This window comes from Brachybacterium endophyticum (assembly GCF_003130585.1).
Taxonomy (GTDB): domain Bacteria; phylum Actinomycetota; class Actinomycetes; order Actinomycetales; family Dermabacteraceae; genus Brachybacterium; species Brachybacterium endophyticum.
The window spans coordinates 23,490-41,219 of record NZ_QFKX01000002.1 but is presented as its reverse complement, the minus strand read 5'-3'; the positions used below and the strand labels follow the sequence as shown (position 1 = coordinate 41,219).

General features: G+C 71.9%; 15 protein-coding genes. 10 read left to right on the top strand and 5 right to left on the bottom strand.

What is annotated here, in order from left to right; all coding sequences use genetic code 11:
• The first annotated feature begins 24 nt into the window (after positions 1–24).
• The 3 genes from DEO23_RS04640 to DEO23_RS04630 all read left to right on the top strand — a co-directional run bounded on the left by DEO23_RS04640 (position 25) and on the right by DEO23_RS04630 (position 2,814).
• Positions 25–426, top strand: a complete 402-nt coding sequence (locus tag DEO23_RS04640; protein WP_109274871.1) for a VOC family protein — start codon at positions 25–27, stop codon at positions 424–426.
• 68 nt (positions 427–494) lie between these two features.
• Positions 495–1,289: a sugar phosphate isomerase/epimerase family protein gene (locus DEO23_RS04635; RefSeq protein WP_109274870.1), complete on the top strand. Its 795-nt coding sequence runs from the start codon at positions 495–497 to the stop codon at positions 1,287–1,289.
• 97 nt (positions 1,290–1,386) lie between these two features.
• Positions 1,387–2,814 (top strand): APC family permease, encoded by a 1,428-nt coding sequence (locus DEO23_RS04630; protein WP_109274869.1) that lies wholly within the window; start codon positions 1,387–1,389, stop codon positions 2,812–2,814.
• 18 nt (positions 2,815–2,832) lie between these two features.
• Here DEO23_RS04630 and DEO23_RS04625 read toward each other — a convergent pair whose 3' ends face one another.
• Entirely contained in the window at positions 2,833–3,606 is a 774-nt protein-coding gene (locus DEO23_RS04625) for a sugar phosphate isomerase/epimerase family protein (protein ID WP_165831728.1), read from the bottom strand.
• Between the two features lie 273 nt (positions 3,607–3,879).
• Here DEO23_RS04625 and DEO23_RS04620 point away from each other — a divergent pair, with 273 nt between their 5' ends.
• From DEO23_RS04620 to DEO23_RS04605, 4 genes are read left to right on the top strand one after another with little or no spacing between them, the layout of a single operon-like run.
• Positions 3,880–5,184 carry an ABC transporter substrate-binding protein gene (locus DEO23_RS04620; protein ID WP_109274867.1) on the top strand — a complete coding sequence of 435 codons (1,305 nt, stop codon included), beginning with the start codon at positions 3,880–3,882 and terminating at the stop codon, positions 5,182–5,184.
• Between the two features lie 4 nt (positions 5,185–5,188).
• On the top strand, positions 5,189–6,145 hold the full coding sequence (locus DEO23_RS04615) for a carbohydrate ABC transporter permease (protein ID WP_109274866.1): 957 nt from the start codon (positions 5,189–5,191) through the stop codon (positions 6,143–6,145).
• The gene (locus DEO23_RS04610) at positions 6,135–7,076 is read left to right on the top strand and encodes a carbohydrate ABC transporter permease (RefSeq protein WP_109274865.1); all 942 of its coding nucleotides are present in this window, start codon (positions 6,135–6,137) and stop codon (positions 7,074–7,076) included. Before DEO23_RS04615 ends, DEO23_RS04610 begins: the two co-directional genes overlap by 11 nt.
• Entirely contained in the window at positions 7,076–7,813 is a 738-nt protein-coding gene (locus tag DEO23_RS04605) for a hypothetical protein (protein WP_109274864.1), read from the top strand. Before DEO23_RS04610 ends, DEO23_RS04605 begins: the two co-directional genes overlap by 1 nt.
• Here the strand turns inward: DEO23_RS04605 and DEO23_RS04600 are convergent.
• The 4 genes from DEO23_RS04600 to DEO23_RS04585 form a co-directional block, all read right to left on the bottom strand.
• Positions 7,725–9,887, bottom strand: a complete 2,163-nt coding sequence (locus DEO23_RS04600) for a DUF2264 domain-containing protein (RefSeq protein ID WP_165831727.1) — start codon at positions 9,885–9,887, stop codon at positions 7,725–7,727. The two genes, DEO23_RS04605 and DEO23_RS04600, sit on opposite strands and share 89 nt — an antisense overlap.
• A gap of 11 nt (positions 9,888–9,898) precedes the next feature.
• Positions 9,899–10,873 (bottom strand): alpha/beta hydrolase, encoded by a 975-nt coding sequence (locus DEO23_RS04595; RefSeq protein WP_109274862.1) that lies wholly within the window; start codon positions 10,871–10,873, stop codon positions 9,899–9,901.
• A gap of 198 nt (positions 10,874–11,071) precedes the next feature.
• A complete protein-coding gene (locus DEO23_RS04590) occupies positions 11,072–12,019 on the bottom strand; it encodes an alpha/beta hydrolase family protein (RefSeq protein ID WP_109274861.1) in 948 nt (315 codons plus the stop codon).
• A 36-nt stretch (positions 12,020–12,055) separates the two neighbouring features.
• Complete coding sequence (locus tag DEO23_RS04585) at positions 12,056–12,898, bottom strand: DUF1206 domain-containing protein (protein WP_109274860.1); 843 nt, start codon at positions 12,896–12,898, stop codon at positions 12,056–12,058.
• Positions 12,899–13,028: 130 nt separating this feature from the next.
• On the opposite strand from DEO23_RS04585, the gene DEO23_RS04580 reads away from it, so the two are divergent.
• The 3 genes from DEO23_RS04580 to DEO23_RS04570 all read left to right on the top strand — a co-directional run bounded on the left by DEO23_RS04580 (position 13,029) and on the right by DEO23_RS04570 (position 17,720).
• Entirely contained in the window at positions 13,029–14,369 is a 1,341-nt protein-coding gene (locus DEO23_RS04580) for an MFS transporter (RefSeq protein ID WP_109274859.1), read from the top strand.
• A 59-nt stretch (positions 14,370–14,428) separates the two neighbouring features.
• Positions 14,429–15,607, top strand: coding sequence for an L-rhamnose isomerase (rhaI, locus tag DEO23_RS04575; protein WP_109274858.1), 1,179 nt, complete (start codon positions 14,429–14,431; stop codon positions 15,605–15,607).
• A gap of 70 nt (positions 15,608–15,677) precedes the next feature.
• Complete coding sequence (locus DEO23_RS04570) at positions 15,678–17,720, top strand: bifunctional aldolase/short-chain dehydrogenase (RefSeq protein WP_109274857.1); 2,043 nt, start codon at positions 15,678–15,680, stop codon at positions 17,718–17,720.
• Positions 17,721–17,730 lie beyond the last annotated feature (10 nt).

Genomic DNA, 17,730 nt, shown 5'->3' with positions numbered 1-17,730 from the left:
GGCCCCCGTGAGATCATCGGCGCCATGCCCGATCTCTCCACCGCTCCCGTCCGCATCGCACGTCCGGCGGCCGATCTCGCCGCGACCGAGCGCTTCTGGGTGCAGGGCGTCGGCCTCGACGTCCTCTGGCGCAGCGGGGAGGACGTCGAAGGCGGCCATCGGCTGGTGATGATCGGTCCCGCGGGCGGCAGCTGGCACCTCGAGTTCGTCGACGATCCCGCGAGCGCCGCGCAGGCCGTCCCCACCGAGGAGGACCTGCTGGTGCTCTATCTGGGCGAGCCCGCCTCCGCCGAATGGCTCGCGCGCATCGAGCGGGCGGGTGGCGAGCGCGTGACCGCTCGCAATCCCTACTGGGAGACCTGGGGTGTGACCATCCGCGACCCCGACGGCTACAGCCTGGTCCTCAGCCGCCGTACGTGGGGCTGAGCCTGTCAGAGCGGGGAGCCGCAGCGAACGAGCCCCGCGGTCTCCCCGCCCCCGGGGAGGATGGCCCCATGATCCGTCCCGGCCTCTGCTCCGTCACCTTCCGCGACCTCTCCCCGCAGCAGGTCGTCGACCATGCGGCGCGCGCGGGCCTCGTCGGCATCGAGTGGGGTGGGGACGTGCACGTGCCGCCCGGGGACACGAAGACCGCCGAGCAGGTCCGCGACCTCACCGAGCAGGCGGGGCTCGCCGTCGCCTCCTACGGGTCCTACCTGCGGTTCGACGGCGAGGACCGCGCCCACCAGGTGGAGGCCGACTCCGTGCTCGCCGTCGCGCGGGCGCTGCAGGCACCCCGCGTCCGTGTCTGGGCGGGCAGCGCAGGATCACGAGAGACACCGGCCGAGGAGCGGGAACGGATCACCGAGCGGATCCGCGCCTTCGCGGCGCAGGCCGGCCGGAGCGGCATCGAGGTGGGCCTCGAGTTCCACGGGAACACGCTGACCGACGAGGTCGGCTCGACCCTCCGGCTGCTCGAGGAGACCGACCGGGACGGCGCGGAACCCGAAGAGGGACGAGTCCGCACGTACTGGCAGCCCCCGCAGGACATGCCCGACGAGAGTGCCCTCGAGACACTGCGCGCCGTCCTCCCCCGCACCTCGAGCATCCACGTCTTCTCGTGGTGGCCCGGCTCGACGCGCCTGCCGCTCGCGGAGCGCTCCGAGCTGTGGCGACGGGCCTTCGACATCCTGCGGGCCGAGGGGTCACCGCGGGACGCACTGCTCGAGTTCGTGCCCGGTGATGACCCCGCCCTGCTGGCCCGCGAGGCGGCGACGCTGCGCGACCTCCTCGACACCGCGCCGGGCTGAGGCCCCGGGACACGAAGCCCGGGTACGCGGGCGCCCCGCCGTAGCATGGCCGAACCCGTCCCCCTCCCCCGTCGACCTGCTCCGGAGGCCCCGCCCGATGGCAGAACTCAAGAAGACCCTCGGCCTGCCCTCGCTGATCGCGCTCGGCGTCGCCGGCGTGGTCGGCTCCAGCTGGATCTACACCTCCTCCTCGTTCTTCGCGGACCTCGGTGCGGGCGGCATGATCATCGGCCTGTTGATCGGCGCGGCGCTCGCGGCCTGTGTCGCCTTGGCCTACGGGGAGATGACCAGCGCGGTGCCACGGGCGGGCGGCGAGGTCGTGTGGGGGTACACGTCACTGGGCAGGTCAGCGGGATTCGCGACCGGCTGGTTCCACATCGGCGCCTACATCTCCTCCCTCGCCTTCTACGTGACCGCCTTCGGCACGCTGCTGGGCAAGTACGTCCCGGCGATGGGAGCCGTACCGCTGTACTCGGTGGGCGGGGAGGCGGTCACGCTCCCCGTGCTCGCGGCCGGGATCGTGCTGACGTTGCTGATCTTCGGGCTCAACTGGTTCGGGGTCTCCCTCGGCGCCCAGATCCAGGTGGTGCTGTTCGCCGCGATGCTGCTGATCGGAGCGGCCCTGGCCGTGGGGGCTCTGGTGGTGGGGTCCCCGAGCAACCTGTGGCCGCTGTGGACCGCCGATCAGCAGCCCCTCGCCTCGACGCTGCGGATGGTCGTCCCCGGCATCACCTACGTCGTCGGCTTCTCGCTGGTGGCGGTGCTCGCGGAGGAGTCGAGCCTGTCCCCGCGGCGCGTGGGCCGCGCGGTGGTGGCGACCGTGGCCTGCGCGGCCGCGTTCTACACGGTGGTGCTGCTGGCCACGGCGTACGTGGTGCCGTGGGAGAGCGTGAGCGGCATGGAGCTGGGCACGATCGACGCGTTCTCGGCCGCCGGCCTGCCGCTGCTGAGCCTCGGCGCCTTCCTGATCGCCGTGCTCGGACTGGTCACGAGCTTCCTGGGCCTGTTCGTCGCCTCCAGCCGCGTGGTGCTCGCCCTCGCCCGCGCCCGCCTGCTCCCCCGTGGCCTCGCCCGGGTCGACGAACGCTCTGGGGTGCCCCGCCGGGCTCTGCTGTTCATCCTGGTGGTCACCGTCGTGCTCGGCCTGCTCGGCCCGGGGGCGATCATCTGGTTCCTCGACGCGGGAGGCGTGTTCCTGGGCGTCGTGTGGTTCCTGGTGGTGCTCGCGAAGTACCGCCTGCCGCGGGTCTACCCCGGACTCGAGCGCAGTTATCGGGCACGGCCCGCGTTCCTCCCCGCGGTGGGCGCCCTCGGCGCGCTCGCGGTCATCGTGTTCACGCTGGTCCCCGTCCCGGGCGTGGAGATGTCGCTGCAGTGGCCGCAGGAGTACCTGATCCTCGCCGCCTGGGCGCTCCTGGGCGTCGTGCTGTTCCTGTTCACGCCGCGTCCCACGGACCCCGAGGAGGCCTTCGACGAGATGGTCGGGCCGCTGGCCGGCACGCTGCGCGCGGCGCGACGCGGCTGAGGCGCTCCCGGGCGGGCCTCAGCGCAGGAGCGGGTCGGCAGCCCGGACCACGGCGAGCGCGTCGGGCAGCTCCTCCGCGAGATCCCGCCACGAGCACTCGATGGTCACGTCGCTCGAGCATCCTCCCCGGCGCAGCGCCCCGAGGAACGGTGCGATCGGCCAGTCGCCCTGCCCCGGCGGCATCCGGTCGGTGTCGGCGACGTGGACGTGGCCGATCCGCCCGGCGAAGCGCTCCACGGTCTCCAGGCGCTCCCCCTCCTTCTGGATGTGGAAGAGGTCGGCGACGATCCGTACGCCCCCGATCCCGTGCGCATCGAGGAACTCTGCGGCCTCCTCGATGGAGTGGATCAGGTCGGTCTCCCCGCGGTGGAGCGGCTCGAGGATGATCTCCAGGCCCTGCTCCGCGGCGAGGTCCCGCGCGATCGTGAGCACGTCGGCGAAGCGGGCGATGCCGTCCCCGCGGCGCACGTCGGGCCCGATGGTGCGCGCGGCGCCGCTGCCCAGGACCGCTTTCGTGCCGGGCAGCGCCACTCGCCCGATCGCGCCCAGGGCGGTGCGCAGGTACTCCCGGACCGCTGCGATCGGCACGGAGGGATCCGCGATGCGCACCGTCGAGGGCACCAGCACGGCGCACGATCCGATCGGGCTGTCCGGGGTGACCTCGGCGTCGCGCCAGCTCCCGCCGGCATCCTGGACGACCAGGCTTCCCACCACTGTCGGTTCGAGGTAGTCGGCACCGGCGAGCAGCACCGTGCGCTGCTGGGCGATGTCTGCGATGACTCCGTGGGGCACTGGACGCTCCTCGCGCGATGGGCCGGCAGGTGCCCGGGATACTGACACGTTTCACGACGCGGATCCACCCGTGTCCGCTGGCGCCGACCTCGCGGGCGACAACATCGTGCAACCGCTTTCCAGGCACCGTGATCGCGGTCACTCTCGACCGCGTTCCTTCCCTTCTCCCCGAGCGTCGACCCCGCATCGCCGCGGCACCGACTGTCGGACCGCCTCGGGAGGGCGCACCACGAGCACGGCGCGAGGACGCGTCGTCGGACAGCGAGGAGCCTCATGGCACTGCCCCGTCGCACCCTCTTCGCCGCCTCGGGAGCCGGCGCCCTCACCCTCGGCTGCGCCGCCTGCGGGTCGGGCGGTGCGATGGACCCGTCCGTGCCCCTCGACCTCGAGGCGCCCGACGCGGACCTCACCGGGTCGATCGCCCTTCTGACCCCGGACTTCGTGGGCGATGACCGCGCCGTGCTGGACGACGACATCATCGCCCCGTTCACGAGGAGGACCGGCGTCGAGGTGTCCGTCGACCAGGTCGACTGGGACAAGCTCAACGAGAAGATCTCGACGGGGATCGCCGGCGGGATCATCGCCGACGTCATCATGACCGGCGTGGGATGGACCCAGCCGTTCGCCGAGAAGGGCATCTTCGCCGAGATCCCGGCCGAGTACATCGAGAGCCTCGGATACGACGAGAGCGTGCTGATGTCCACGCGGTACGACGGCGCGTACTACTCGCTGCCGCAGGCCCTGGACCTGAGGTTCATCGGCTACCACCCGGACCTGCTGGAGAAGAAGGGTATCGACGACCCTCCCCGCACGCTCGACGAGCTCGCCCAGGTCGCCGCCGAGCTGACCGGCGACGGCGTCGTCGGCCTCGACTTCCTCTCGGGCAGCGCGGGCAGCGCCCGCCAGGCCTTCGTGTTCCTCCTCTACGCCTTCGGGGGCACCCTCTTCAGCGCGGACGGCCTCGCGCCCCGGCTGCACGAGGAGCCGGGGCGGCGGGCCCTGCAGTGGATGCTGGACTGCATGGACTCCGGCGCCATCGACTACTCGATACGGGCCGCGGAGGGCCAGCCCTCACCGTTCCAGCAGCGGACGGCGGCCATGTCCCTGGTGTCCACCGGCAACTGGCCCACCTGGGAGACCATGACGCCGGACCTGTGTGAGAAGGGCGCGGTGGGCACGTTCCTGCTGCCCAGCGGCACCGGCAGCGACCCCGTGATGTTCCAGGGCGGTACCTTCATCTCGGTCTCGAGCCTGTCGAAGAACAAGGACGCCGCGGCGGCCCTGATGAAGCACATGCTCGATCCCGACATCCTGAGCGCGGCGAGCGCGGCGACCGGGAAGGTCCCGCCGACGCCCGACATCCCCGAGAGCGAAGGGATCCGCAGCAACCTGCTGATGACCTTCGGGCTCGAGAACCTCGCCCACGCGGGAGCGGCCGAGGGCGGCTCGGCGGCGTACATGGAGGTGCGCAGCAATCTCGACGGCATCGTCGAGACCTGCCTGACGGGCGGGGCCACGGTCGATCAGACCCTGGCCGACATGAAGAAGCTGTGCGACGGCGCGATCAGCAGGATCTGAGGACATGACCACCACAGCCCCCACCACATCCGCCGGCACCGCCGCGCACGCCGCGCGACCCGATGCCCTGCCGGGTCGGCGGCGACGCTCCGTGCGCACCGCCGAGAGACGCTGGGGCCTGCTGCTCGCGGCACCGGCTACCCTGCACACCCTGATCTGGATCGGGGCCCCGATCCTCGTCGCGATCGTCCTGAGCTTCACGGCCTACGACATCATCCACGCGCCCGAGTTCGCCGGCCTGGAGAACTACGCGACGATCTTCACCGACGGCCTGTTCTGGCTCTCGGTCCTGCACAACGTGATCATCGCGGCCGTCGGCATCCCCGTCTCGATGTTCCTCGCCCTCGTCTTCGCCACGATGCTCGATCGCGCCCTCCCGGGACGCGGGGCGTTCCGGGTGATGGTCTTCCTCCCCCACATCACCGCCACCGTCGCGGTCGCGATGATCTGGCTGTGGATCTACAGCCCCTCGCAGAGCGGCCTGATGAACGTGGTGCTGGGTCTCGTCGGGATCGGCCCGCTGCCCTTCCTCACTGATCCGGACCTGGCGCTGGGCAGCGTCATCCTGGTGACGATCTGGCAGGGCATCGGCCTCAAGATGCTGATCTACCTGGCGGCCATGCAGGGCGTCGACGACCAGCTCTACGAGGCCGCGGACCTGGACGGCGCCAACGCGGTGCAGAAGTTCTTCCGCATCACCGTGCCGATGCTCAAGCCGGCGACCTTCTTCATCCTGGTCACCTCGCTGATCTCGAACTTCCAGACCTTCGACCTGATCTACATCCTGACCGAGGGCGGGCCGGCGAACTCGACCTCCGTGGTCACCTACCGCATCTACCAGACGGCCTTCCAGGAGTTCCGCGTGGGCCTGGCCAACGCCCAGTCGGTGATCCTGCTGCTGATCCTGGTCGTGCTCGCGTTCCTGTCCCGCCGCATCGTCGGAGGCTCCGATGACGACTGATCTCGCCCCTGGCGCTCCCGATCCCCTCGCTCCCCCGCACCGGGGACGCGCCCGCGACCGCAGCCTGCGCCGTCAGAAGCGCCTGTCGAACACGCTCGTGCTGGCGTTCCTGATCATCGCGTCGCTGATCATGGCCGCGCCGTTCCTGTGGATGGCGCTGTCCTCCCTGCGCGATCCGACGGAGCTCGCCCGCACCCCGATGCCCCTGATCCCGAGGGACCTGCGCCTGGAGAACTACAGCGAGGCGCTGGGCCGCGCCCCGTTCGCGACGTACGCGCGCAACAGCCTGATCCTGGCCACGGCGGCAGCGGTGCTCAACGTGGTCTTCGCCTCCGCCTGCGGGTACGCCCTCGCGAAGCTGCGGTTCCGCCTGGCCCCGGCCATCTTCGCGTGGATGGTCGCCTGCATCATGATCCCGTTCTACGCGACGGTGATCCCCGTCTTCCTGATGGTGCGACACATGCCGCTGTTCGGCGGGAACACGATCCTGGGAGCGGGCGGCACCGGATGGATCGACACCTGGTGGGCCCTGATCGTGCCCGGAGCGGTCTCCCCGTTCATGGTGTTCCTCTTCCGCCAGTTCTACGTCTCGACGCCCTCGGAGCTGATCGAGGCGGCACGGCTGGACGGGGTGAGCGAGTTCGGCATCTTCACCCGGATCATCACCCCGCTGATCCGGCCGGGCCTGCTCACGGTGGGACTGCTGAGCTTCGAGGCGGGCTGGAACAACTTCCTGTGGCCGCTGCTGGTGACGACCTCGGACGACCTCCGGGTGATCCAGGTGGGCATCGCCTCCTTCCGGCAGGAGGCCTCGACCGACTGGCACCTGCTGATGGCAGGGACGACGCTCGCCGCGGTCCCCATGATCGTGCTGTTCCTGATCTTCCAGCGCTACTTCGTGCAGGGCTTCGCCTCCTCGGGGATCAAGTGATGACGACCTCCGCCACCGGCCCCGCCGCCACCGCCGTCACGGCGCCCACCGCCCCCTCCGCCTCTCGCACCATCCCGTCCGCGGGGCACGAGTCCGATCGTGATCCCCGGCTCGAGCCGCAGGGCCTGCTGCGGTTCTTCGTCCTCCCCGGAGCGCTGATCGCGGCGAACGCGGCGGCGCTGCTGGGGGTCCTCACCGTGATCGGCCTGGTCACGGCGCTGGCCGCGGCCACCCGCACGACCACCCGGCTCGGGGACTCCGCCGACACCGCCTTCCGCTCGACGATCTCCCGCATCCGGCGAACACTGCTGCGCGACGCACCGACCTCGGCGCTGCTCGTGCTGACGATCCTGGCGATCGGCTTCGACGGCCTGTTCCTCGCCTCGCTGCCCGCGTCCTCGCGAGTCCTCGTGGCGGGCGTCCTGACCCCTCCCACCTGGGCGATGATCGCGTGGCTCTCGGCCTACGTGCGGGTGGCGGCCGAGTCCGAGGAGGTCGACTGGCTCGCGGTCGCGCGCGAGGCGATGGGGCTGTGCGCCTCGCGCCCTCTGCGCGCGCTGCTCGCGCCTCTCGCCGTCGCGGTGCTCTCCCCGCTCTGGCTGCTGGCGCCCCTCACGATCGCCTGCGGGTTCTCGCTCCCTCCGCTCCTCACGGCGACGCTGTGGGGTCCGTGGGCTCCTCCTGCGCCGCAGGATCGCCGAGATCCAGGAACGCCTGCTCGCTCCCGCCCCAGCTGACGAGGAATCCTCCGGACCCGGCGCGGCGGACCTCGGGTGCAGGCGCATCGGTGCCGGCCGGGCTGCCCGCGAGCCGCATCAGGAGCACGACCACGCCCCCGGGCCCGGGCCCGGGCGGGTCGACCATCGCCTCCGGCACCGCGTACTCGGGCCCCAGCGGGGCGACCTGCCCTGCCCGACGCGCCCGCACCCGGCCCTCGCCGCGCAGGATCGTGAGCGAGCTGCGCAGCAGCGACCCGTCGGCCCGTCGGGTGCTCGCCGTCGCTCCCATCGCGGCGACGACGTCCGGCTCCACGTCCACCCGGTCCCCGCACAGCGGCCAGCCGGCCACCCCGATCGGGAGGCCGCCGGTCCCACCGGGACTGCGCACGAGCAGCACCGTGTCAGGGCCATGGCTGAGCGTGCCCACGAGCAGTTCAGGTCCTTCCCGGCCTGCCCCCGCCACTGCCGGTCCCGCGTCCTCGGGCTCGCCCCGGTCATCCGACGGCCAGTGGCACCGCTGGCGGGACACGGCGATGCCGATCCCGCCCTCGCCCGTGCCGGCGCCCTCGCCTCGCAGCACGAGGGTCTCGAAGCCGGTCCGGTGGCTCCACCCGCGTACGGGATCGACGAGCCCGACGGTGGCGTCCCGCGGTTCGACGACGCCGTCGCACACCATTTCGCCGTCGCTCGCCTGTTCACCGTCGCCCACAGCCCCGTCGGGGCCCGCAGGCGTCGCCGCGCCGGGGAGCATCTGCGGGCTGGTCGCGGTGGAGTACCCGAGCCGCGCGTACAACGGGTCGTCGAGGCCCTCGGACCGCTGGCGCGCGTGGTCGGTGCCGTGGTTGAGGACGCGCACGATCCCGTCGGCCCTGGTGCGCGAGACGATCCAGCCGGGCGCCCGCAGGACGCTCACGCCGTCGCCGCGTTCGACGGGCAGCGGCTCCTCCGGCGCGGTCCAGACGGGGTGCGTGGGAGGCAGCAGGAGACCGGCGAATCCCATCGCTGCCCAGTAGGGCGACCCGGGTCCCGAGTAGGCCTGGGCCATCGGTTCGAAGCGGTGGAACCAGCCCAGGGTGAGCAGGCCGTCGTCGTCGGGCACCCCGTGGGCGAGGAAGTGCGCGAGGGTCCCGGAGGCCGCCCGGCGCAGCAGTCCCGGTGGGGCGACGTCAGCGTCGACACCAGCGATGGCGCCGGCCCAGAACGTGCCGGCGCTCGCCATCCGGTAGACCAGGCTGCGGCCCTGGATCAACGGGGAGCCGTCCGCACCGAGCAGGCCGAGCGCAGCGGGGAGATAGCTCCCGAGGCGGCGGCGGTGGCGTTCACGGTCGAGGGGCCCCAGCAGGCCGGGGCGATCCAGGGTCGACGATCCCGCCATCCGCCCCCAGAGCGCGGACAGCAGGGAGAAGACCCAGTCGGCGTAGTGGTCGAAGCTGCGGTCGGGGCCGTCGGCGAACCAGCCACCCTCCCGCACGAGGGACTCGTGCACGCGGAGGTCGCGCCGGAGATCGGCGAGCACCTCCTCCGAGCGCTCACCGCCGACGAAGCGGTCGTCGACCGAGCGCAGGAACGTGAGCACGGTGATCCGGAACCACACCCAGTTGGTCTCCGGGTACGGCGTGCCGATGACCTCGGCGAACCAGTCGACGAGCCGGGCCCGGACGGCGGGGTCCAGACGGTCCCAGATCTGCGCGCGGGTGGCGTCGAGGCCGATCGCGAGCGCGCAGGCCTCGACCTTCGCCTGGGCGCACTCGGAGGGACGGGGCCAGGCGTCCTCGGCCGCGGGGTCGACGCCGGCGGCGAGTCCCCGTGCGTAGCGGTCGGCGTGCGCGTGGGGGTCCTCGTCCCCGCGCGCCCGGATCAGCCCGGCGGCCAGCAGGAACGAGCGAGCGAACCCCTCGAGCCCGTCGGAGCGGGCGCCGCTGCGGCTCGGGCGTCCCGGCGGGCAGATCAAGGCGTGGTTCGAGCTCGCATGGGGGCGCAGGGCGAGCAGCAGGTGGTCGGCCACGGCCTCCCAGTGCGCGCGGGTGAGGCCGGTGCACGGGGAGAGGTCCGGATCGGGCGGGGGCAGGCCCGGGACCGTCGACCCGCGCACCGGCCGCCTGATCACAGCTCCCGCATGATCTGTCCCATGCGGTCCATCGACTCCCTCGCCTCCGCCAGGCCGACCCGGTTGAGGTGACCGTGCGCCACTCCGCGGCGCACCGTGTACTCGACGTCGACGTCGGCCTGGGCGAGCTGATCCGCGTAGGCGCGGGCGCTGACGCGGAGGTCGTCGAACTCGTCGGCCTCGATGTAGGTGCGGGGCAGGCCCGCCAGACGCTCCGCGTCCGCGCGGCTGGGGAACACGTAGGCATCGGCCTCCGCGGGGTCCCCGCCCACGTAGGCGGTCGCCATCAGCCCGGTGCGCTCGGGCAGGAAACGCAGCACGGGCGCGATCTGGGTGAGCGCCGCGTCCTCCTCGGCCGACGGCTCCGGCATCGCGGCGTGCGCGACCGGGTACAGCAGGAGGGATGCTGCCAGCGGGGTCCCCTCCTCGGTGAGGCGCAGCGAGGCCGCCGCCGCCAGGTTCCCGCCCGCGCTCGCTCCACCGACGGCGATCCGCAGCGGGTTCCCGCCGAGTTCCTCGGCGCTCTCGCGCGCCCAGCGCACGACGGCGCAGACGTCGTCGAGCGGCACCGGCGCGTGCACGCCTCCGGTGGAGCCGCCGACGCTCCGGGCGGCCATGCCGCCGAGCTCGGGGGGCTCGTCGCACAGCCGGTAGTCCACGGAGACGACGATCGCGTCGGCGCGGCCGGCGACCCCGCGAGCGACGTGGTCGGCCTCGGGCATGTCGAGGTCACCGTGCATGAACGCGCCGCCGTGGCACCACACGAGGACCGCTCGCGGACCGTAGGCGTGCGCGGTCGGCGTGTAGATGCGGATCGGGACGGGCCCGTTCGGCCCCGGCACCTCGTCGTCGGCGGCCTGGACCGGCCACTCCTCGGCCGGCCCGTAGGCCTCGTCCCAGGTCCCGCGAGCGGACTCCCCGAGCTCCTCCCAGGTCCCTGCGCTGCCGAGATCGTGCATGCGCCGGGCCATCTCACCCCCTACCTGTGCAGTCGTCGCGGTCGCGGTCTGCGCGGACGGTAGGTCGGCGGGCATCAGTGCTCCGATCGGTCGGACGTGGGCTCGCGAGGGCTGCCGGAGAGGCAGTGTCGCGAGCCGTGGGGGCCCTTCGATGATTCCACATCGGCGTCGCGGGTGACGGATGGGGCGGGGCCGACGAGCCCTGTCGGCTCACCCGAGCGCGGCTGCCAGGAGTGCCACGGACTCCTCGCCCACGAAGCGGTGTCCCGCCCCGGTGACCACGAGCTGCGGGGCCCTGACCGGCGCGGGATCCCACATCGTGCGCAGGCGCGCGAAGGACTGGCGCGTCGCGGCCACGGGGAAGATCGGGTCCCTCTCGCCGGCCTCGAGGATCAGTGTGCGAGGTGAGACCAGGGCGCCGATGTCTGCCATCTCGAACTCCGGGAGCAGCCCGGGGACGATGTTGCAGGGGCAGTGCGGGATCGCGGCGATGCTCGCGGCGAACGAGGAGAAGTAGTTCGCGACCAGGGCGGCACTGATCGAGGTGTCGACCGCGGCACGCAGCAGCGCCACGGCGCCGCCACCGGAGGCCCCCACCACGGCCACGCGGTCAGGATCCACGCCGTCGAGCCTGCGCAGCGCTGCGACCGCGGCGCCGGCATCGGCTGTCCGGTGCCCCATCACCGGTGTGCCGTGCAGCAGGTATCGGGCGGCGTCGATCCTGCAGCTGCTCTCGGCTGCCTCGTAGGGCGGGGCACCGCCGGGGCGCGGGGTGCGGCGCCTGCCGAAGCTGACCATCTCCGGGCACAGCACCGTCACCCCCGCCTGCACGAGTGCGCGGGCGGGACCGCCGTGGGACCCGTCGGCGGGATCGGTGCGCACCAGGTCGTCGATGCCACGGCCGTGGCCGGCCACCAGCACCGCGCCCGCGCCGGTGGCCCGCCCCGGCTCGGGACGCAGCAGGAAGGCGGGGATCTCGGCGCCGTGGGCCCCGGGGACGATCACCTCCTGGGGCGCCCCGCACGCCGCCGCCGCGTCCGACGGAGCCGTGCCTTCCTCCGCTCGCGGCGCGGAGAGCGGAGCCGCGAAGGGGGCATCGAAACGGTCGAGCCCCAACAGGTCACGCAGCCGTTGGCGGCGTTCCTCCGAGGTGCTCATGCGGGAATCCTCTCTCTCGGCCCGTGTTCCGCCGCGTCACATCGGGGCGTAGCGGGCGCGCAGCACCGAGTAGATGCCGTAGAGGATCAGGCCGGCTCCCACCACGGCGAGCAGGATCCCGCCGGCGGGAAGCTGCGCCATGGTCTTCAGCGCGCCGTCGAGCCCCGTCGCCTTCTGGGGATCCGCGCCCAGGGCGGCCCAGCCGAACATCAGCCCGACCCCCACCAGGGCGATGCCCTTGGCGATGAAGCCGAGGACGCCGGTGACACGGACAGCACCCGCGACGCTCCGACCCCGCGGCACCCGCAGCTGGTCCTCGAAGCCCCGACTCGCCCCGAGGTAGACGTGGAAGAACCCGATCACGATCACCACCAGGCCCACCGCGACGATCACGACCCGGCCTGCAGGGTTCCCCATCAGGTCGCCCGTGAGCTGGGACGTCTGCTTGTCGGAGTCGCTCCCGGCGCCGGCCGCGGACCGCAGGACGGTCACGGCGAGCGCCCCGTAGACGATCGCCTTGCCCAGGGTGCTCGCCAGGTGGCGGGCCCGGTCACGGGCGCGCTTCCTCCAGCGGGCGCCGAACCAGGCCTCGGCCAGGTGCCAGATCACCAGCACCGCCATGGCCACGCCGCCCACCCACAGCAGGAGGTTGCCGCCGGGTGCGGAGGCGACGGTCTGCAGCGCCCCGCTCTGGTCGGCCTCCTGCGAGGACCCGCCGAGCACCATGTGCAGCGCGATCACCCCGACCAGGACGTGCACCAGCCCGCTCATCACGAAACCGCCGCGGGCGATGCCCTCGAAGACCGGGTGCTCGGTGACCTCCTCGGCGGCGTCCTCGACCTTCCGGGCGCCCTCCTCGGGGGTTCGCATCGCGTTCATGGACGCACTGTATGCCGCCCCCGTCGCGACGCCCGGGGCCACGGGGCCCGCGCCGTCGCGAGATGCCCCACTTGACGAATGAATCGTTTCATATCTACGGTTCCCCTACCCGACGAAGGAGTCACCACCCATGCCCCTCGGCCGACGCAAGCCGCTCACCGGCTGGAAGGCGACCGCAGCCGTCTCGATGTCCAACTACATCGACTCCGGCTCGATCATCGCCATCGCCACCTCGCTGGGATTCTGGGGAGCCGCCTACTTCCCCGACGACAGCGGCCGGATCGCAGGTCTGCTCGCCGCGTTCAGCTCGAACGCCTTCGGGGCGGCCGTCGGCGCGCTGATCGGCGGCCCGCTGTGCGACAAGTACGGACGCAAGTTCATCTACACCTACGACCTGCTGCTGTACGCGATCGGCGGTCTGATCGCGACCTTCGCGATGAACCTGCCGATGCTCTTCGTCGGCTTCGTCGTGATCGGCCTGGCCGTCGGCGCCTCGGTGCCCGCGGGCTGGACCTACATCGCCGAGTCCGCACCCACCGAGCGCCGCGGGCGCCACATCGGAGCCACCCAGCTCGCGTGGTCCGTCGGCCCGTTCCTGGGATTCGGACTCGCCGCCCTGCTCGCCCCGCTCGACCTGCTGGGGAGCCGGCTGATCTTCGCCCACCTCGTCGTGATCGCCCTGGTCACCTGGTACATCCGGCAGGGCCTCTACGAATCGCAGGCCTGGCAGCGCTCCAAGGGCGGGCAGCAGGCGAAGGCACCCTCGATCTGGACCTCCCTGCGCGGGCTGTTCAGCCGCAAGGCCAACATCACCGCGCTGCTGTTCCTGGTCGCGATCTACACCTTCTGGAACCAGGCGGCGAGCCAGAACGGCATCTTCCTGCCCACGATCCTGGGCTCGATGGGCTTCGGCACCATCGCCTCCGACCTGTTCTCCATGCTCACCTGGGCCTTCGTCATCATCGGCACGATCGTGTTCATGCTGCTGGTCGACAAGGTGTCCTACCGCTGGTTCTTCCTGGTCGGCGGCGCCATGGCGGTGGTGTCCTGGGTCGTGCTGGTCTTCGGACCCCCGACCGCCGCAGCCACCGCCTTCGGCTACGCGATCCTGTGGGGCCTGTCCTCGGGCCCCTCGGCCCAGGCCTTCTACTCCGTGTGGTCCCCCGAGCTGTTCGCGACCCCCTACCGCGCCGGGGCGCAGGGCCTGGTGTTCTTCACCGTCCGGGTGGCCTCCGGGATCATCTCGCTGGTCTTCCCCGTGATCCTGATGGGCGCGAACGGCCTGCTGATCGACGGGCTCATCCTCATCGCCTTCCTGCTGGCCTCCACGCTGATCGGGACGATCCTCGCGCCGCGCACCCAGGGCAAGGAGCTCCGGCAGATCGAGATCGAGCGCTACGGCGAGGTGGTCTCTGCCGATGCGCTCGACGCCGAGGCCGGGCGCGTGACCGATCCACCCTCACGCGACTGAGATCCGACGGCACGCACCCGCCACATCGCACACCCTCCGACGAACGAAGGAGCTCCCCCATGTCCACGCTCACCACCCTCCCCGACGCGATCGCCCGCGACCTCGCCGACTTCACCATCGAGGTGCCCAGCTGGGGCTACGGGAACTCCGGCACCCGCTTCAAGGTGTTCGCGACTCCCGGCACCCCGCGAGACCCGTACGAGAAGATCGCGGACGCCGCGCAGACCAACGCCTTCACCGGCGCCGCGCCCCGGGTGTCCCTGCACTACCCCTGGGATCGGGTCGAGGACTTCGGCGCACTCGCCGACTACGCCCGTGAGCAGGGCATGAGCATCGGCATGATCAACTCCAACACCTTCCAGGACGACGCCTACAAGTTCGGCTCGCTCACCCACGGCGACGCCGCGGTGCGGCGTCAGGCGATCGACCATCACCTCGAGTGCCTCGAGGTCATGCGCGCGACCGGGTCGAAGGAGCTGAAGATCTGGCTGGCCGACGGCACCAACTACGCGGGCCAGGATTCGATCCGCGCCCGCCAGGATCGCCTGGCCGAGTCCCTGCAGGAGGTCTACGCGGGTCTCGAAGCGGATGAGCGGATGGTGCTGGAGTACAAGTTCTTCGAGCCGGCGTTCTACCACACGGACGTGCCGGACTGGGGCACGAGCCTGCTGCACTGCCTGGCCCTCGGCGAGCAGGCCATGGTCGTCCTGGACACCGGCCACCACGCCCCGGGGACGAACATCGAGTTCATCGTCGCCCAGCTGCTGCGCCAGGGCCGTCTGGGCGCCTTCGACTTCAACTCCCGCAACTACGCCGACGACGACCTGATCGTCGGCGCCGCCGACCCCTTCCAGCTGGTGCGGATCCTGTTCGAGATCGTCCAGCAGGGCGCGCACCGCCCCGAGTCGGGCGTGAACTTCATGCTCGACCAGTGCCACAACCTCGAGTCGAAGATCCAGGGCCAGATCCGGTCGGTGGTGACCGTGCAGGAGGCCCTGGCCAAGGCGCTGCTGGTGGACCTCGAGGCCCTGGCCGACGCGCAGGCGCGCAACGACGTTCTCGAGGCCAACGGCATCCTCATGGACGCCTTCTGGACCGATGTGCGACCGGCGCTCGCGGCCTTCCGCGAGGAGCGCGGCCTGCCGGCCGATCCCTTCGCCGCCTTCCGCGCGAGCGGCTACGAGGAGAAGGTCTCCACCGAGCGCGTGGGAGGGGACCAGATGGGCTGGGGCGCCTGAGCCCCGAGCCCCCGCGAACCCCTTGCACCTCCCCCGACCACCTCTCCGCGACCTCCGAAGGAGCGCCTTCATGACCACTGCTCGTCAGACCGTCGATGCCCTGCTGGAGCGTTCGAACGCTCTGGGCGCCGACCCACGCACCACCAACTACGCCGGCGGCAACACCTCCGCCAAGGGCACCGACACCGATCCCGTCACCGGCCAGGACGTCGACCTGCTCTGGGTCAAGGGGTCCGGCGGCGACCTGGGCACCCTCACCGAGAAGGGACTGGCGGTGCTGCGCCTGGACCGCGTGCGGGCGCTGAGGGACGTCTACCCCGGCGTGGAGCGGGAGGACGAGATGGTCGCCGCTTTCGACCACTGCCTGTTCGGCGGGGGCGGCGCGGCACCGAGCATCGACACCGCGATGCATGCGCTCGTCGACGTCCCGCACGTGGACCACCTCCACCCCGATGCCGGGATCGCGCTCGCCACCGCCGCCGACGGCGAGCGCCTGACCCGGGAGATCTTCGGCGATGCCGTGGTGTGGGTGCCGTGGCGTCGGCCGGGCTTCCAGCTGGGGCTGGACATCGCCGCCATCCAGGAGCAGAACCCGCAGGCGATCGGCTGCATCCTGGGCGGCCACGGCATCACCGCCTGGGGGGACACCTCCCAGCAGGCCCAGCAGAACTCCGAGCGGATCATCCGCGAGGCCCAGACGTATCTCGACACCCATGGCGACAGCCGACCGTTCGGCGCCCCCGATGCCTCGCGCCACGCGCTGCCGGAGGCCGAGCGCCGCGCGAAGGCCTCGGCACTGTTCCCCGTCATCCGTGGCCTGGCCTCGACCGACGCACCGACGGTCGGCCACTGGACCGACACCGAGGACGTCCACGAGTTCCTCGCGGGCTCGAAGCTCGAGGGCCTCGCGGCGCTCGGCACCTCCTGCCCCGACCACTTCCTGCGCACCAAGGTCCGGCCTCTGGTCCTCGACCTCCCGGCCGACGCCACGACCGAGGAGCAGGTCGCCCGGCTTCGCGAGCTGCACGAGACCTACCGCGAGGACTACACCGCCTACTACGAGCGCCATGCCGATCAGGACTCCCCCGCGATCCGAGGAGCTGACCCGGCGATCGTGCTGGTCCCGGGCGTGGGCATGTTCTCCTTCGGTGCCGACGCGCAGACCGCACGCGTGGCCGGGGAGTTCTACGTCAACGCGATCCGCGTGATGCGCGGCGCCGAGTCCGTCTCCACCTATGCCCCGATCGACGAGGCGGAGAAGTTCCGCATCGAGTACTGGGCCCTCGAGGAGGCGAAGCTGCGCCGGCGCCCCGCCCCGAAGCCGCTCGCGACCAGGGTCGCACTGGTCACCGGCGGCGGATCGGGAATCGGCAGGGCGACCGCCGAGCGGCTGGTCGCCGAGGGGGCGTGCGTCGTCATCGCGGACCTGAACCTCGAGAACGCCCGGACGGCGGCCGAGGAGCTCGGCGGCGCGGACCACGCCGTCGCCGTGCGCGTCGACGTCTCCGACGAGGACGCCGTGCAGCAGTCCGTCGCCGAGGCGGTGCTCGCCTTCGGCGGCCTCGACCTGGTGGTCAACAACGCCGGGCTCTCCCTGTCCAAGCCGCTGCTGGAGACCACCGCGAAGGACTGGGACCTCCAGCACGACGTGATGGCCCGCGGCTCCTTCCTGGTCTCCCGCGAGACCGCCCGGGTGATGATCGAGCAGGACATGGGAGGGGACATCGTCTACATCTCCTCGAAGAACTCGGTGTTCGCCGGCCCCAACAACATCGCCTACTCCGCGACCAAGGCCGACCAGGCGCATCAGGTGCGGCTGCTCGCCGTCGAGCTCGGTGCCCACCGGATCCGCGTCAACGGCATCAACCCCGACGGCGTGGTCCGTGGCTCGGGCATCTTCGCGGGTGGCTGGGGAGCGAGCCGCGCGAAGGTCTACGGCGTCAAGGAGGAGGAGCTCGGCGAGTTCTACGCCCAGCGCACGATCCTCAAGCGGGAGGTGCTGCCCGAGAACGTCGCGAACGCCGTGTTCGCCCTGACCGCCGGGGACCTCTCGCACACCACCGGCCTGCACGTCCCGGTGGACGCGGGCGTCGCCGCCGCGTTCCTGCGCTGAGGCACGGCCG

Bases quoted from the DNA above. Each gene is read 5' to 3' on its own strand.
- DEO23_RS04640 (WP_109274871.1), top strand. From the start codon at position 25: ATGCCCGATCTCTCCACCGCTCCCGTCCGCATCGCACGTCCGGCGGCC.
- DEO23_RS04635 (WP_109274870.1), top strand. From the start codon at position 495: ATGATCCGTCCCGGCCTCTGCTCCGTCACCTTCCGCGACCTCTCCCCG.
- DEO23_RS04630 (WP_109274869.1), top strand. From the start codon at position 1,387: ATGGCAGAACTCAAGAAGACCCTCGGCCTGCCCTCGCTGATCGCGCTC.
- DEO23_RS04620 (WP_109274867.1), top strand. From the start codon at position 3,880: ATGGCACTGCCCCGTCGCACCCTCTTCGCCGCCTCGGGAGCCGGCGCC.
- DEO23_RS04615 (WP_109274866.1), top strand. From the start codon at position 5,189: ATGACCACCACAGCCCCCACCACATCCGCCGGCACCGCCGCGCACGCC.
- DEO23_RS04610 (WP_109274865.1), top strand. From the start codon at position 6,135: ATGACGACTGATCTCGCCCCTGGCGCTCCCGATCCCCTCGCTCCCCCG.
- DEO23_RS04605 (WP_109274864.1), top strand. From the start codon at position 7,076: ATGACGACCTCCGCCACCGGCCCCGCCGCCACCGCCGTCACGGCGCCC.
- DEO23_RS04595 (WP_109274862.1), bottom strand. From the start codon at position 10,873: ATGGCCCGGCGCATGCACGATCTCGGCAGCGCAGGGACCTGGGAGGAG.
- DEO23_RS04590 (WP_109274861.1), bottom strand. From the start codon at position 12,019: ATGAGCACCTCGGAGGAACGCCGCCAACGGCTGCGTGACCTGTTGGGG.
- DEO23_RS04585 (WP_109274860.1), bottom strand. From the start codon at position 12,898: ATGAACGCGATGCGAACCCCCGAGGAGGGCGCCCGGAAGGTCGAGGAC.
- DEO23_RS04580 (WP_109274859.1), top strand. From the start codon at position 13,029: ATGCCCCTCGGCCGACGCAAGCCGCTCACCGGCTGGAAGGCGACCGCA.
- rhaI (WP_109274858.1), top strand. From the start codon at position 14,429: ATGTCCACGCTCACCACCCTCCCCGACGCGATCGCCCGCGACCTCGCC.
- DEO23_RS04570 (WP_109274857.1), top strand. From the start codon at position 15,678: ATGACCACTGCTCGTCAGACCGTCGATGCCCTGCTGGAGCGTTCGAAC.